Annotated in this window: 16 protein-coding genes (1 of these 16 cut by a window edge); 9 read left to right on the top strand and 7 right to left on the bottom strand. The window is 65.9% G+C overall.

The features are described 5' to 3' along the window. The first annotated feature begins 83 nt into the window (after positions 1 to 83). A complete protein-coding gene (locus ACZ5WT_RS05170; protein WP_464286310.1) occupies positions 84 to 1310 on the top strand; it encodes a GNAT family N-acetyltransferase in 1227 nt (408 codons plus the stop codon). A gap of 51 nt (positions 1311 to 1361) precedes the next feature. On the opposite strand, the gene ACZ5WT_RS05165 is transcribed toward ACZ5WT_RS05170, so the two are convergent. After that, the gene (locus ACZ5WT_RS05165) at positions 1362 to 2315 is read right to left on the bottom strand and encodes a cupin-like domain-containing protein (protein WP_464286309.1); all 954 of its coding nucleotides are present in this window, start codon (positions 2313 to 2315) and stop codon (positions 1362 to 1364) included. Next, on the bottom strand, positions 2312 to 3487 hold the full coding sequence (locus ACZ5WT_RS05160) for a GNAT family N-acetyltransferase (RefSeq protein ID WP_464286308.1): 1176 nt from the start codon (positions 3485 to 3487) through the stop codon (positions 2312 to 2314). Before ACZ5WT_RS05160 ends, ACZ5WT_RS05165 begins: the two co-directional genes overlap by 4 nt. A 228-nt stretch (positions 3488 to 3715) precedes the next feature. Between ACZ5WT_RS05160 and dapF the strand changes: the two genes are divergently transcribed. The 4 genes from dapF to ACZ5WT_RS05140 all read left to right on the top strand — a co-directional run bounded on the left by dapF (position 3716) and on the right by ACZ5WT_RS05140 (position 7810). Next, positions 3716 to 4567, top strand: coding sequence for a diaminopimelate epimerase (gene dapF, locus ACZ5WT_RS05155; RefSeq protein ID WP_464287151.1), 852 nt, complete (start codon positions 3716 to 3718; stop codon positions 4565 to 4567). Beyond that, positions 4567 to 5832 carry a tRNA (N(6)-L-threonylcarbamoyladenosine(37)-C(2))-methylthiotransferase MtaB gene (mtaB, locus tag ACZ5WT_RS05150; protein ID WP_464286307.1) on the top strand — a complete coding sequence of 422 codons (1266 nt, stop codon included), beginning with the start codon at positions 4567 to 4569 and terminating at the stop codon, positions 5830 to 5832. Before dapF ends, mtaB begins: the two co-directional genes overlap by 1 nt. A gap of 62 nt (positions 5833 to 5894) precedes the next feature. Further along, positions 5895 to 7094 (top strand): signal recognition particle-docking protein FtsY, encoded by a 1200-nt coding sequence (gene ftsY, locus ACZ5WT_RS05145; RefSeq protein WP_464286306.1) that lies wholly within the window; start codon positions 5895 to 5897, stop codon positions 7092 to 7094. Positions 7095 to 7186: 92 nt separating this feature from the next. After that, positions 7187 to 7810, top strand: a complete 624-nt coding sequence (locus ACZ5WT_RS05140) for a septation protein A (protein WP_464286305.1) — start codon at positions 7187 to 7189, stop codon at positions 7808 to 7810. 77 nt (positions 7811 to 7887) lie between these two features. Here ACZ5WT_RS05140 and ACZ5WT_RS05135 read toward each other — a convergent pair whose 3' ends face one another. The 5 genes from ACZ5WT_RS05135 to tsaD all read right to left on the bottom strand — a co-directional run bounded on the left by ACZ5WT_RS05135 (position 7888) and on the right by tsaD (position 11187). Then, positions 7888 to 8292, bottom strand: coding sequence for a DUF1761 domain-containing protein (locus tag ACZ5WT_RS05135; RefSeq protein ID WP_464286304.1), 405 nt, complete (start codon positions 8290 to 8292; stop codon positions 7888 to 7890). 126 nt (positions 8293 to 8418) lie between these two features. After that, positions 8419 to 8853, bottom strand: coding sequence for an EVE domain-containing protein (locus ACZ5WT_RS05130; RefSeq protein WP_464286303.1), 435 nt, complete (start codon positions 8851 to 8853; stop codon positions 8419 to 8421). Positions 8854 to 8857: 4 nt separating this feature from the next. Beyond that, positions 8858 to 9151, bottom strand: a complete 294-nt coding sequence (locus tag ACZ5WT_RS05125; RefSeq protein ID WP_464286302.1) for a YciI family protein — start codon at positions 9149 to 9151, stop codon at positions 8858 to 8860. Between the two features lie 4 nt (positions 9152 to 9155). Next, on the bottom strand, positions 9156 to 10142 hold the full coding sequence (locus tag ACZ5WT_RS05120; RefSeq protein ID WP_464286301.1) for an NAD(P)H-dependent glycerol-3-phosphate dehydrogenase: 987 nt from the start codon (positions 10140 to 10142) through the stop codon (positions 9156 to 9158). Then, on the bottom strand, positions 10132 to 11187 hold the full coding sequence (gene tsaD / locus ACZ5WT_RS05115; protein ID WP_464287150.1) for a tRNA (adenosine(37)-N6)-threonylcarbamoyltransferase complex transferase subunit TsaD: 1056 nt from the start codon (positions 11185 to 11187) through the stop codon (positions 10132 to 10134). Before tsaD ends, ACZ5WT_RS05120 begins: the two co-directional genes overlap by 11 nt. A gap of 80 nt (positions 11188 to 11267) precedes the next feature. On the opposite strand from tsaD, the gene hemC reads away from it, so the two are divergent. The 4 genes in view from hemC to ACZ5WT_RS05095 are tightly spaced (at most 25 nt apart) and all read left to right on the top strand, a layout consistent with a single transcriptional unit that may run on beyond the window. Then, on the top strand, positions 11268 to 12209 hold the full coding sequence (gene hemC, locus ACZ5WT_RS05110; protein ID WP_464286300.1) for a hydroxymethylbilane synthase: 942 nt from the start codon (positions 11268 to 11270) through the stop codon (positions 12207 to 12209). Continuing rightward, entirely contained in the window at positions 12182 to 12934 is a 753-nt protein-coding gene (locus ACZ5WT_RS05105) for a uroporphyrinogen-III synthase (protein ID WP_464286299.1), read from the top strand. Before hemC ends, ACZ5WT_RS05105 begins: the two co-directional genes overlap by 28 nt. Positions 12935 to 12959: 25 nt before the next feature. Further along, positions 12960 to 14174, top strand: a complete 1215-nt coding sequence (locus ACZ5WT_RS05100; RefSeq protein WP_464286298.1) for a COG4223 family protein — start codon at positions 12960 to 12962, stop codon at positions 14172 to 14174. Further along, positions 14171 to 15011: the 5' portion of a heme biosynthesis HemY N-terminal domain-containing protein gene (locus ACZ5WT_RS05095; RefSeq protein ID WP_464286297.1), read on the top strand. 527 nt of this gene lie beyond the right edge of the window; the window shows 841 of its 1368 coding nt (coding positions 1–841); the start codon lies at positions 14171 to 14173; its stop codon lies off the right edge, out of view. The genes ACZ5WT_RS05100 and ACZ5WT_RS05095 overlap by 4 nt, the downstream gene beginning before the upstream one ends.

Genomic DNA, 15011 nt, shown 5'->3' with positions numbered 1-15011 from the left:
CCGCGCCAAAAAGCGGTGTTGTTGCTACCCCGTCGCTAAGGAAATGGTGGTGTTTGCCCTCTAAGCTCCCCGGAACTCAATTTGTGCCGTCGGGAACCACCCTGTCCAGTTCGCTCGAGTCCGTGTTTCAGGCCGATCTTCCAGTCGCCCCAACAGGCGTTGCGGCTTCACGCGGGCCGTTCCGCGTGGACGTGCTGGAGCGCATGGCCGACGCGGAGCCGATCTGGCGAGGGCTCGAGGCGCATGGGCTGCTGATGGCCTATCAGCGCTATGACTGGGTGGCAGGGCTCCTGGCGGCTGGCGCCGAACCGGATGGGCGCGTCGCCATCGCGGTCATCCGGCAGGATAACAATCCCGTTGCCCTCCTGCCGCTCGTGATCGAACGCCGTTTTGGCGTCGCCCGGGCCCGTCTCCTGGGCATGCGGCAGTCCAATAGCGACTGGATCCTCTGTACGCCGGAATTTCAGCCGTCGCCCAGCGAGCTGATGGCCATATTCACCGGGATCGCGCAGGCGGCGGGCGGCTTTGATGCGCTGCTGCTGACCGGGCAGGCCACGCAATGCCGGGGCATGCCCAATCCGGTGCTGGCGCTGCCCCATGCGCCGGCCGCGTCCAATCTCTATGGCGTCAGCATAGCCGGGGCGCGCATCCCCTATATTGCCGATCGCCTCAGCGCCAAGCGGCGCAACAATATCCAGCGCGGCCGGAGGCGGCTGGAGGAATTGCTGGGGCCGGTGCGGCTGGTGCGGGTCCGCGATACGGCCATGCTGAAGCGGGTGCATGCCACCTTCATCGAGCAGCGTGGCGCCCGCTTTGACGAGATGGGCGTCGACAATATCTTTGCGCAGCTACCGTTTCCGCAGTTTTTCCTCGAGACGGCTGAGGCCAGTTTCGACAGCAGGCGGCCGGTGCTGTGCGCGCACGCGCTTTTGGCGGGCGACGAGATCGTGGCGACCAGCTGGGGCACGACGGCAGGCGATCACTATTCGCAATATATCAACTCCACCACGGCGGGACCGGCGGGCCGCTACAGCCTGATGGCGATTCTGATCGGCGAGTTGATGGATGCGCTGCTGGCGGACGGAATCGAGAGCTTTGACCTGGGCCTGGGCGATTTCGACTACAAGGTGGAGTGGACCGAGCCGCAGGCGGTGTTCGACAGCATCATTCCCCTGACGGCCAAGGGACGGGTCTTTGCCGCGCTGATGAGGGCGCGCGGGGCGCTGAAGCGCCTCATCAAGCAGACGCCCGCGCTCTGGAATGCCGCCAGGTGGGCGCGCCGCCAGGTGTTCCGGATCGGCCGGGGCTAAAGGAAAAGGCGGCCCGGTTTCCCGCGCCGCCTTTTATCCTGATCCCTCGGCCTACATGCCGATCTGCTTGGCCTTGGGCTTGTCGCGATAATAGTAGTTTGCATCCTTGCCCAGCACGATGGAGCGGATGAGCTTGCGCAGGCCCTCGCTCTTGCGCAGGGGCGCTGCCAGCACGGCCATGGTCTGCACGGCAGCAATTTTGATGCTGTCGAAAGCGGGGCTGACACCGGGCGCCTTTTGCGGGAAGCCGCGATCGCGCAGCATGGAATTGGCCACATAGAGATTGTTGCGCCGCTTCACCTCGGGGGTTTTCCACGTGATGGCCAGCGAGATCGAATAGGTGCCCTTGGTCTTGACCCAGTGCGGCCAGATATAGGGCACGAACACGCCTTCGCCGGGCTTGAGTTCATTGACCGTGCCGCGCGATGCATAGGCGTCGTCGAATTTGAGATTGCGATGCTTGGTGATCGCATGCTCGATCTGGTCTTCGCTGGCGATGGAGCGGTCCTCGTTGTCATATATGGCGAACTGCTTGTCGCCATGGATCTGCACGAAGAAATTGTCCTCGCTGTCGAGGTGAAAGGGCGTCGTCGAATTGGGCGAGGAAACGAACATGAAGCCCTGGATATCGGTGAAACGGGCTTCCTTGGCGGTCTTGTAGCCCTGCGCCATCGCCACCGAGGCCAGCGCTTCTTCGAGCAGTTCGCGATAGACCGGGTGATGCTCTACGCGCTTGAGCACCATCCAGGCGCCGGCGGTTTCGATCTGCTTGATCACCTCTTCGGGGTCGAGATCGACCAGCGGCGTCGAATTGGGGTCCTGGCTGACGGCAGCCTTGCCGGAATTGTATTCGATACGGTCGCGCGGCAGGGCCTTGACCAGTTCGAGGATCGCCGGAAGCGTCAGGCGGGCATCCCCGACCAGGCTGTGGCGCATGCGGAAGGGCTTGTTGGGAAACAGCGACTCGAAAGCCGCATCGTCGGCAGTCAGCAACGGGGTGGTCATGTCCGGGTCTCCTTGAAGGTCTTGAGGCGATGCCGCAGCGCCTTGAGCAGCAGGCGGGTGCGGCGGCGGGCGGCCATGAGCGCCACGATGGCGGCCGCGATGGGATCGTTGGGTCGGGTGGGGATCAGCAGGTCGCCAACGCTCAGGCGTTCGCGCCAGACATGATCGATCATGGGGTGTCCGGCATCGGCGGTGGAATCGACCAGCGCCAGGGTGGGGTCGGCGGCGAACAGCCGGGTCAGTTCCAGCGTCAGCTGCACGCCGGGCGAATAGCGCGCCATGGTCTCGTCATAGGCAATCTTGAAGAAGAAGCCGCGGTCGCCCTCGCGCATGACGATGCCCGAAGCGAGCAGGCGGTCATCCAGCGTCAGCTCGGCAATGGTGAACATGCCCTCGGCCGCCGCAGCGCGCACGAAGGCGGCGTCATCGGCGCTCTGGCCCAGCCCGGTGCCCCCGGCGCCCTTCCAGCCCGCGGCCTCCAGCAGGAGGAAGCGGTCGAGGGCTGCTGCGACATCGGCGGGAGCGGTGAGATGGGTGAAGGCGAGCTGCCCCTCGTCCTCGAGACGATGGCGCAGGCGGCGCAGTTCCTTGAGCTTTTTGGGGCCCAGCCCGGCGCGCAGATAGGTTTCGCCATCCTGGGTGGCGTCGAGCGCGGCCCTTTCGTGACGGTCGTGCACGACGCCCACGAGGCCACGCTGCGCCATCGCGGCCGAAAGGGCCGCAAAGGCCGTGCCATCGAGCGTCATGGCCGGTAGCGACAGCAGGCGTGCACCGGCCTGAGCGGCGGCGTCGATCAGTGCGCCGGCGGCGGCCTCGGCCTGGTCCTGTCGCAGCAGGGGTACGGTGAGCGGACTATAGGGCTGGCGGGCCACGAACGCCGGCACCGGCAGGCGCAAAGCCGACCAGGCCGATACGACCGGCAGGAGGCCGATGAGCTGGCGGGCCGGGCCATATGCCAGCAAGGCCCGGGGCGCTGGGCCGCTGTAACTATGGGCAAAGGCCGGCAGTGCATAGCCGGCGGAGAAGAAGGCGTTGGGCTCGATGGCGGTGGCCGAGAGGCTATCCCAAGCGGCGCGCGGCAACTGGTCGAGCGGCAGGCAGGACGCAAGGTCAGGGCCCGGCCCGGCGAGGGCCGACAGGTCGCCTGCGCTTTCCATCGCTGTGCCGCTCATCTGCCACGTGTTCTCATTTGCCAGCCCACCATAGACAGGATCGGCTCAGTGGTGGGTAACTGCCTCCTGCCGTGGTTAAACCGCCATGAAGCGAATACGGCCTGCGCGTGACGTACATCGTGGTGCACATGGTGTTGCACTGGCAATTTTGCGCCACATCCGTCATATAGGGTCCAATCCATCACCCTCGGGCGAGGCAAGACATTGAGCGGCGTGCCGTTTCTCAAGATGAACGGGCTGGGCAACCAGATCATCGTGGCCGACATGCGCGGCCGCGCCGATCGGGTGACGCCGGCTGCTGCCATTGCCATTAATGCTACCCCGGGCACCAAGTTCGACCAGATCATGGCGATCCATGATCCGCGGACGCCCGGCACGGCGAACTATATCGAAATCATCAATTCTGATGGCAGCAAGGCGCAGGCCTGCGGCAATGGCATGCGCTGTGTCGTGCAGGCGCTGAGCGCCGAGCAGGGGCGGCAGGCCTTCACCTTCGAGACCGTGGCAGGCATCCTGTTCGGCGAGGAGGGCGACGACGGAATGATCACCGTCGATATGGGCACGCCCAAATTCGCCTGGTACGACATCCCGCTGGCCGAAGAATTTGCCGACACCCGCCAGATCGAATTGCAGATCGGGCCGATCGATGCGCCGGTGCTGCATTCGCCGTCGGTGGCCTCGATGGGCAATCCGCACGCCACCTTCTGGGTGCATCAGGACGTGTGGTCCTATGCGCTGGAGCGGATCGGACCGATGCTGGAAAACCATCCGATCTTCCCCGAGCGGGCCAATATTTCGATCGCCCAGGTTGTGGCGCCCGACAAGATCATTCTGCGCACCTGGGAACGCGGCGCCGGCATTACCGAAGCCTGCGGCACCGCCGCCTGCGCGGCGCTGGTCAATGGCGCCCGCACCCGGCGCACCGCCCGCAAGGCAACCGTGACGCTGCCGGGCGGCGATCTGGTGATCGAATGGCGCGGCGATGACCATGTGGTGCTGACCGGTCCCGCCGAACGGGAATGGACGGGCGTGCTCGATCCGGCCACCGGCGCCTGGACGCGCGACGAGGTCGCGGCCTGATGGGCGTCGAGACCCTGACATTTGGCTGCCGGCTCAATGCCTATGAAGCCGAGGTAATGAAGGCCGAGGCGGAAAAGGCCGGGCTCGACAACGCCATCATCATCAATACCTGCGCCGTGACGGCGGAGGCGGTGCGCCAGGCCAAGCAAGCGGTGCGCAAGGCCCGCCGCGATAACCCCGAGGCCCGCATCATCGTCACCGGCTGCGCCGCCCAGACCGAGGCGCGCAGCTTCGGCGACATGGCAGAAGTCGACCTGGTGATCGGCAACAACGACAAGATGAAGGCCGAGAGCTACACCCCGATGGTGTTCGGCACGCCGCTCAATGACAAGGTTCAGGTCAACGACATCATGAGCGTGCGGGAAACCGCGGGCCACCTGATCGAGGGCATGGACGGGCGGGCGCGCGCCTTCGTGCAGGTGCAGAACGGGTGCGACCATCGCTGCACCTTCTGCATCATCCCGTTCGGCCGGGGGCCATCGCGCTCGGTGCCGATGGGCGCAGTGGTGGAGCAGGTCAAAAAGCTCGTCGCCAATGGTTACGGCGAAGTGGTGCTCACCGGGGTCGATACCACCTCCTATGGCGCGGACCTGCCGGGTGCACCGACGCTGGGCAAGCTGACGCAGGCCATCCTGCGGCATGTGCCGGACCTGCCGCGGCTGCGGATTTCCTCGATCGATTCCATCGAGGCCGACGACGCGCTCTATGACGCCATGGCTGGGGACAGGCGGCTGATGCCGCATCTGCATCTCAGCCTGCAATCGGGCGACGACATGATCCTCAAGCGCATGAAGCGCCGCCACAGCCGCAGCGATGCGCTGGATATCGTGGCGCGGTTGCGCGGGCTGCGGCCCGACATCGTGTTTGGCGCCGATATCATCGCCGGTTTCCCGACCGAAGATGACGCGATGTTTGCCAACACGCTTGCCATCGTCGCCGAGGCGGACCTGACCTATCTGCATGTGTTCCCCTATTCGCCCCGCGAAGGCACGCCGGCCGCCCGCATGCCGCAGGTCGACAAGCGCATCGCGCGGGACCGGGCGGCGCTGTTGCGCGCCGAGGGCGACCGTCAGTTTGCCAAGCTGTGCGCCAGCCGCGTCGGCATGGTGGAACAGGTGCTGATCGAGCGCGACGGGATGGGCCGCTCCGAGCAGTTCGTGCCGGTGGCGGTTGCCGGCGCGCAGCCGGGCGACTTGATTGCCGTGCGCATTACCGGGATTTCCGGCGAGGGCCTTGTGGGCCAGGTGCTGAGCGCAGCTGCTTGAGACGGTGGCTCCCCTCCACGTCGTGGGATAAGAGCGCATGAGCGCCGAAATGGATACGACCGATGACTGACAAGAAGCCGGGATTCTTCAAGCGCCTGTTCGGTGGTGAAACGCCACCGCCGCCGGCGCCGCCCGAGACGCTGCCCGAGACGCCTGTCGCGCCGCCCGAGCCGGTGCCGCTGACGCCGCAGCCCGTGCCGGACCTGGTGCCGGCGCCCGAAGAAGTGCCCTTTCCCGGACCGCCCGAGGCAACGCCCGACTATATCGAGGATATCGAAGAGCAGGCCGAGGTCGCGGCCCAGCTCGTCGAGCCAGTCGCGGTTGCGCCCGTTGCCGTCGAAGCGCCCCGCCAGGGTTGGTTTGCCCGCCTGGCCGGAGGGCTCAAGCGGTCGTCCGACCAGCTCACCGGGTCGATCACCTCGGTCTTCACCAAGCGCAAGCTCGATGCGGCGACGCTCGACGAGCTCGAAGACGTGCTGATCCAGGCCGATCTGGGGCTGGAGACGGCGCTCGCCATTACCGAGACGCTGCGCCGGGACCGGTTTGATCGCGATGTGTCGGGCGAAGATGTGCGCGCCGTGCTGGCGACCGAAGTCGAGAAGGTGCTCGGCCCGGTGGCCCGGCCGCTGGAGATCGATGCGAGCCACAAGCCCTTCGTCATCCTGATGATCGGCGTCAACGGCTCGGGCAAGACGACGACGATCGGCAAGCTGGCGCAGAAGTTCAGCGCCGAGGGCAAGTCGGTGATGCTGGCGGCGGGTGACACATTCCGCGCTGCGGCGATCGAGCAACTGCAGGTGTGGGGCCAGCGCACCAATGTCCCAGTCATCAGCCGTCCGGCCGGCGCCGATGCGTCGGGGCTGGCATTTGACGCGGTGACCGAGGCCAGGGCGCAAGGTCGCGATATCTTGATCATCGATACGGCGGGGCGGTTGCAGAACCGCGACGAGCTGATGAACGAGCTTGAAAAGGTCATTCGCGTGATCAAGAAGGTCGACCCCAGCGCGCCCCATGCCACGCTGCTGACGCTGGACGCGACAACGGGCCAGAACGCCCTGAAACAGGTGGAAATATTCGGCAAACGGGCCGGTGTGACGGGGCTGGTGATGACCAAGCTCGATGGCACGGCGCGCGGCGGTATCCTTGTGGCGATTGCCAGGAAGTTCGGCCTGCCGGTTCATTACATCGGCGTGGGGGAAGGGGTAGGGGACCTTGAGCCGTTCACCGCAGCTGACTTCGCGCGGGCCATTGCCGGCGAGTGACAGCCCAAATCTGACCATGCTTGCGACCTATGTTGCCTTGCATGGCGGGGCGCTAGCCATCACATTGCAAGGCGTCGAACCAAAGAGTCCTAATGTCCATGACTGAGAAAGCCGAACCCGAGATCAACTGGGACGAATTGCGTCCGCAGCTCATCAAGATGGCGCTCGAGCTTGGGCCGCTGGTGATTTTCTTCATCGCCAATGCGCGGGCCGATATTTTCGTGGCGACCAGCTGGTTCATGGGCGCGATGGTGATCTCGCTGGCGCTGACCTGGCTGATCCTCAAGAAGATCGCCGTGATGCCGCTCGTCACCGGCGTCGTCGTGCTGGTTTTCGGCGGGCTGACGCTGTGGCTGCAGGACGACACGTTCATCAAGATCAAGCCGACCATCACCAATGGGCTGTTTGCCGCGGTGCTGCTGGGCGGGCTGGTCTTCGGGCAGTCGCTGCTGAAATACGTGTTCGGCGACGTCTACAAGCTGCGGCCGGAAGGCTGGAGCAAGCTGACGCTGAACTGGGGCGTGTTCTTCGTGGTCCTCGCCATCATCAATGAAGTGCTGTGGCGCAATTTCCCGACCGATGTCTGGGTCGCCTTCAAGGTCTGGGGCGTGATGCCGCTGACCGTGATCTTCTCGATCACCCAGGTGGGCCTGCTCAACAAATACGCCCCCGAAGCCGAGCCCAAGCACGTTCCGCCCGTGGTGGTGGAGAGCTAGGTTTCTCTCACCCGGTGGGTGAAGCAAGAAGTGCCCTCGGGTCGCCCCGAGGGTGATGTTCGGTGGGCGAACGGCGCCTAGCCGAAGAGGCCGATGACCACGGCGTCGATCAGCAGGACCGCCAGCAGATAACCGGCATTGATGAAGGTGCGGGACCACGGTGCGCCTTCATAGCGGTGGTTGAGCACCATGGCGGTGACGACAAAGCCCAGCCACATATGCGCGCCCACGATCAGGCCATTGGTGACGCTGTTACTGCCCATCAGTGCCGGGGTCAGCAGAGCCATGAAATAGGCCATGACCAGCAGGCACACCACCGACCAGATATAGGGGGTGTAATCGGCCCGATTGATCTGGTCGGGCGTCTTGCCGATGGCTGCGAGCCATTGCTTGGCAAAGACCATGTACCAGGCGGCCCCAAAGGCCCAGCTGGCGACGGTGGCCAGAATGACGGCCAACCAATTGACGGCAAAATGCGACATGATGTGATCTCCCTCGGCGCGACGCAGCGCGGGGAGATGTTAGCGTGGGGCCAGTGCCGTTGCCACGGGGAGTGTTGGCTACCCCCGCGAAGGCTGGGATGCCGTGGTAGATCAAGGGCAGGCGGCCTACAGTCCGCCCATCTTGCAGATGAAGGCCCATTCCTCGGGCGACACCTTGGAGACGGACAGGCGCGAGAGCTTCACCAGTTCGAGGTTTTCGAGCTCGGGCGTGGCCTTGATGGTTGCCAGCGTGACAGGCTTGGGCAGCGGCTTGACCGCTTCCACATCAACGCATTCCCACACCACTTCGCCCTTGAGATTGAGTTCGGCGGTACTGTCGGGATGGGCGAGGGCGATCACCTTGATGATGCCCACGATCTCCTTGCCAATATTGGAGTGGTAGAAGAAGGCCTCGTCGCCGAGTTGCATGGCCTTCATGTTGTTGCGGGCGGCGTAGTTGCGCACGCCGTGCCATTGTTCGGGCTCGCCGCGCGCGGTCTTGGCCATCATGTCATCGAACGAGAAGACATTGGGCTCCGATTTCATCAGCCAGTAGGCCATGGCATCAGGCCTTGGGTGAGAGGTGGTCGTAGGCGATGCGCCAGGCCTTGATCTCGATATCGCCAAAAATGCCTTCGGCAACGAAGGGATCGGCATGGAAGATCGCGGTGGCGGCGTCCAGCGAATCGGCCTCGACGACGATCAGCGAGCCTTCGGGCGTGCCGGCATCATTGAGCAGGGCGCCGGCAAGGCGCAGCTGCTGGCCAAGGCCATCGAGATGCTGAAGATGGGCGGGGCGGGTGGCCGTGCGCAAATCGGTGGTTCCGGGCTTGTCCTTGGCCATCATGGCGAACAACATGGCATCAATCCTCTCGTTTGAGCGGGCGCGACATCAGCCCCGCCACCACTGTAGTAATGTCGGCCTTGCCAGTGAGCACGGCCAGAACGGCTTCGACCAGCGGCGCATCGACGCCGTGGCTGCGCGCCAGCGCGTCGGCCACCGGGGTGGTGGCGACGCCTTCGGCGAGCTTGGCCCCGCCGGCGACGATCGCTTCCACCGATTCGCCGCGCCCAAGCGCCATGCCGAACTGGTAGTTTCGCGATTGCACCGACGTGCAGGTCAGCGTCAGGTCGCCCAGCCCGGCAAGACCGGTAAGCGTCGAGGCGGAACCGCCCATGGCAGCGACCATGCGCGCCATTTCGGCATAGGCGCGGGCAATCAGGGCTGATCGGGCCGAGGCGCCGAGCCCCGCGCCATCGACGGCGCCGCAGGCCAGCGCATAGACGTTCTTCAGGGCCCCGGCGATCTCGACGCCAATGCGGTCATCGGCGGCATAGGGGCGAAAGCTCGGACCGGCGAGGGCCGCGGCCAGCGCCGAGGTCTGGCTGGCATCGTCGCCGGCAAGCGTTACGGCCGTGGGGCGGCCGGCGGCCACGTCGGCGGCAAAGCTCGGGCCGGACAACACGAAGGGAATGGCTGCGGGCGCCATATCCAGCAGAATCTCGCTCTGGCGGTCCAGCGTGCCCATTTCGAGCCCCTTGGCCGACAGGATCACCGGCTTGCCGGCGAGGAGCGCCGGGTCAATCAGGCCGAGCGCGGAGCGGCTGGCCTGGGCGGGAACGGCAAGGATGACAATATCGGCCTCGACGGCCTGCATAGTTGCGGTGATGGCGGCGTGCAGTTTTTGCTCGCCGAGATAGCGGCGGTTGGTGTGGCTGGTGTTGATTTCGTCGACCTGCGCGGCATCGCGGGCGACGAGCGTGACGCGGCGACCGGCCATGGCGGCGGCCTGCGCAAGGGCGGTGCCCCACGAGCCCCCGCCGACAACCATGACGTGATCAAGCGGCATCGGGAGCGACCTTCATGTCATCCAGATCGAGCGGCCAGCGCGGGCGGGCGGTGAAATCGAGGCCGTTGTCGACGCCCAGGGCAAAGCGTTCGGCCCCGGCCCAGGCGACCATGGCGCCATTGTCGGTGCAGAGCGCGATGGGCGGCACGACCAGGGTGGCGTCGAGTTTGCCGCAAACGGCGTCCAGCGCTGCGGCGATGGCGCGATTGGCGGCAACGCCACCCGCGACCACCAGTTGCGGCCGCGCTTCTGGCAACTCGACCTTGAAGCGTTCCAGCGCCTGGCGGGCGCGGACCGAAACCACTTCGGCGACAGCGGCCTGGAAACCGGCGCAGATATCGGCCACGTCCTGATCGCTCAGCGGGGCGAGGGCCTCGGCCTGCAGGCGCACGGCGGTCTTGAGGCCCGAGAAGGAAAAGTCGAGCCGCGCCTCGCGCAGCAGCGGGCGGGGGAAGCGGAAGCGCTTGGGATCGCCCGCCTTGGCGGCCTGTTCGACGGCGGGGCCGCCGGGATGACCGAGGCTGAGCAGCTTGGCCACCTTGTCAAAGGCTTCACCCAGGGCGTCGTCGATGGTGGTGCCCCAGCGCTCATAGTCGCCGACGCCGCGCACCAGGACGAACTGGCTATGGCCGCCCGATACCAGCAGCATCAGATAAGGAAACTGGACGCCATCGGTGAGCCTTGCAGTCAGCGCGTGGGCCTCAAGGTGATTGACGGCGATCAGCGGCTTGTCGAGCGCGGCAGCCAGGGCCTTGGCCGTGGTGAGGCCGACCAGCACGCCGCCGATCAGTCCGGGACCGGCCGTGGCGGCAATGGCATCGACCTCATCGAGGCTTACACCGGCCTCGCGGCAGGCCTGCGCAATGATATGATCGAGATAGGTAACATGGGCGCGCGCCGCCAATTCTGGTACGACGCCTCCAAATGCCGCATGTTCGTCCAGCTGGGAGCGCACCACATTGGAACGAATCACCGGATTGCCGGATTGGTCGCGCATGACAATGGCCGCTGCGGTTTCATCGCAACTGGTCTCTATGCCGAGGATGGTGGCTGGCGCTTGCCCGGTCACGACGAACTGGTTACTCCCTCAGGGGTTGCCCCTGCCTACTATAGGACGACGAGACTATGCAATCGCCAGCGCCTTTCGCCCGGATCGGAACACGCGGCAGCCCGCTCGCCATGGCGCAGGCGCGCCTGGTGCGCCGCCTGCTTGCCGAGGCCCATGGGGTCAGCGAGGATGATATCACGATTGACGTGATCTCGACCGGTGGCGACCGCAGCCAGGCCTCCAATGCCAGCCTCTCTGAAATTGGCGGCAAGGGCCTCTTCACCAAAGAAATCGACGAGGCCATGCTGAGCGGCCGTGTCGATATCGGCGTGCATTCGTCCAAGGATGTGGCAACGCGCATGCCCGATGGGCTGGTGCTGGCCGCTTTCCTCGAGCGCGAAGATGTGCGCGACGCCTTCATGTCCGTGAAGGTGCAGAGCCTCGACCACCTCGCCGAGCGCGCCAAATTCGGTACGTCCTCGATTCGCCGCGCCGCGCAGGTGCTGCGCGTGCGGCCGGACCTGCAGATCGTGCCCTTCCGCGGCAATGTCGGCACGCGCCTGCAGAAGCTGCTTGATGGCGTGGCCGATGCCACCATGCTGGCCGTGGCCGGGCTCAACCGGCTGGGCGAAGGCCATCGCGCTACGGCGCTGCTTGATCCCGAGATTTTCATTCCAGCCCCGGCGCAGGGCGCAATCGGCATTGCGGTCCGCAGCGATGACGCCCGCATGGCTTCTATTGTGAGTGTGCTCGATCACGCCGCGACCCATCGAGCCATCGCTGCCGAACGCGCCATGCTGGCCGTGCTCGATGGTTCATGCCGCACCCCGGTCGGCGCGCTGACCCGCCTTGATGGCAATAGCCTAAGCCTTAAGGGGCAAATTCTCAGCCTTGATGGCCAGACCGCCTTCGAGAGCTTCGCTAGCGGCACCGATCCCGAGTTGCTGGGCAAGCAGGTCGGCGATGACCTGATTGCGCAGGCCGGCACCGAGTGGCTGGCACAGTGGGCCAGCAACTGATGCGCATGCTGGTGACCCGGCCCGAGCCGGATGGAGAACTCACCCAGGCTCGCCTTGCCGCCCTCGATATCGATGCGGTGGCGGTGCCGCTGATGGTGCGTCAAACGCTCGATACCAGCCTGCCGCCGCCCGATGGCTTTACGGCCATGGTGCTGACATCAGCCAATGCCGTGCGCTCGCTGGCTGATCGCGGCGTGATTGGCGACTATGCACATCTGCCGGTCTTTACCGTTGGCGACCACACGGCGCGCGAAGCGCAGGCGGCGGGCTTTGCGCGCGTCAGCAGTGCGGCGGGGGCGTTTCAGGATCTGGTCAATGCCATGGCCATCGCCGAATTGCGAGGACCGGTCTTCTACCCGGCGCCGCGGCATCAAAGCGCCGATCTGGCCAAGGCCCTCGCTCCGCTTGGGGTGATGGTGGCAACGTCCAAGATCTATGACATGGTCGCTGTCGACGCATTGCCCGACGACATTATCAACGGGCTGGCCGATGATATTGCGGCGGTGCTGCTCTATTCGCGCCGCACGGCCGAGATTTTCTGCCGCCTGGCCGATGCACTGCCGCGCGAGCGCCGCCAGCAACTGGCGCTGCTCTGCATGTCGGAGGCGGTGGCCGAACCGGCCCTGGCGGCGCGGTTCAGCCGCATCAGCCTGGCTGACCATCCCGACGAAGAGGCCATGATGGCGCTCGCATTGGCTTTTGCCCGCGAGCAATCTGGGTCATGATCGGCACCTGAGAAGAGGACCTGCAATGGCGGATACCAAGGGCAACGATCCCAAACCGAGCGAGAGCAAATCCGGCGCGGTGAAGCCCCCGGTTCTTGATCTGACGGCCCGGCCAGCCGGCTCGGAAAAATCCGAAGCCAAGGAAACGCCGCCCAAGGAAACCGCCAGCCGTTCCAAGACCGCCGAATCGAAACCAGCAACGCCGCCGACGCCTGCACCTTCCAATAGGGGCTCGGCCCTGATCTCGGCATTGGGTGGCGGCGTCATCGGGCTGGCCGCGGCCTATGGGCTGGCCTGGGCCGGGCTATGGCCGACGCCACCCGCCGCGCCGCAACCGGCCGATCCGCGCATTGCCGGCTTTGCCAGCGCCATTCCCGAACTCGAAACGGTGACGCAGACCACCCAGACCGAACTGGCCGCCCTCAACCAGCGGATTGCTGCGCTGGAATCGGCGGAACCTGCGCCTGCGAGCGCGGCTCCGGTCGACTTGACCGGGCTCGAAGGTGACGTCGCAGCGCTGACGGCGCGTATCGATGCTTTGGCGGCCGCACCCGCAGCTGCGGCTGATACCGTGGCCGTCGATGGCCTGCGTGGCAATCTCACGGCACTCGCGACGCGCGTCGATGAGCTGGCGGCAAGGGTGGGCACGGCCGAATCGGCCCTGCGCACGCTTGACACCACGGTCAGCCAGACCACGGCCACCCTGGCCGACCAGCCCAGCGATATCGGCGCGGTGCTGCAGCTGCCGTTGATTCTCTCCGGATTTGAAACTGCCTTCGCCACCGGCCGCCCCTATGCCACCGAACTGGCGGCGCTGCGAGCTGCCGTGCCCAATGCGGCGGTGCCGGCGGCCATTGCCAATGGGGCCGAAACCGGGCTTACCCGCCCTGACGCCATTGCCCGCCGCTTTGCTGACGTGCTGCCCGATATGCTGGCGGCGCGCCCGACTGTTTCGGATGGCCAATGGCAGGATGCTGCGCTCGACTGGTTCCGCTCCGCCATCGCCCTGCGTCCCACCGGAGAAGTCGAGGGCGATGATCCCCAGGCGGTGATGTCGCGCCTGGAGGCGGCAATCGACCGCCGCGACTTCACCACGGCCGAGGACCTGATTGCCAAGCTGCCGGCGCCAATGGTGGCAGCGGCCGGTGACGTGCCCGGGCTGATCGCCAGCCAGGCCGAGGGTGTTCGTTTCCTGGATGGCCTGCGGGCCAGCGCTCTCAGCGGCGAGGCCCTCAAATGATCCGCCTCGCCTCCTGGATCGTCGGAAGCCTGATTGTTGCGGCGCTGGCGGCGTGGCTGATTTCGCTGCCCGGCACGCTGACGCTGGAAGTGGCCGGCTATCGCATGCAGCCGCGGCTGGGCGCGGCGATCTTCATGTTCATCGTAGTTGCCGCCGTGGTGATCCTGCTCTGGGCCATCATTCGCCGGATCGTCACCACGCCGCGCAACATGGCGCGCCGAAGCCGCGAGAGGCGTCGCGAACAGGGCGTCGAGGCGCTGTCCGATGCCATCGTGGCGCTGCAGGCCGGCGATCCCGCCCGGGCGCGGGCTTTGGCGCGCGATGCGCAGGCCCGCCTGCCGACCAATGCGGCGGCCCGGCTGCTTGAAGCGCGGGCAGATCTGGCGCTGGGCGACATGCCGGCGGCGCGCGAGCACTATCGGGCGCTGATCGCCAATGAAAAGACCGCCGTCGCGGCGCTGACCGGCCTTTATGATCAGGCACGCGTGCAGCACCGGCCCGAGGCGGCGCTGACCTTTGCGCGCAAGGCGCTGGCGCTCTCCCCGCAAAGCGGTTGGGCTGCCGACGCGGTGTTCGACGACTTGGCCCAGCGCGGCCGATGGGCCGAAGCCGTTGCCATGGTCAATGTCGAACAGGCATCGAGCCGCGAAGATCGGGCGCGCAAGCGCCGGCGTCAGGCGGTGATCGAAACCGCGCGTGCCCGCGACGTGGAAAACAGCAATCCACTGGCGGCACTCGATCACTCGCTCAATGCGCTCAAGCTGCTGCCCGATTTCGTGCCGGCGGCGCTGATTGCGGCGCGCATCCACATCAATCGCGGCGAGACGCGCAAGGCGA

This window comes from Devosia sp. T2-14 (assembly GCF_055397495.1).
This window is presented reverse-complemented; position numbering and strand designations above follow the sequence as displayed.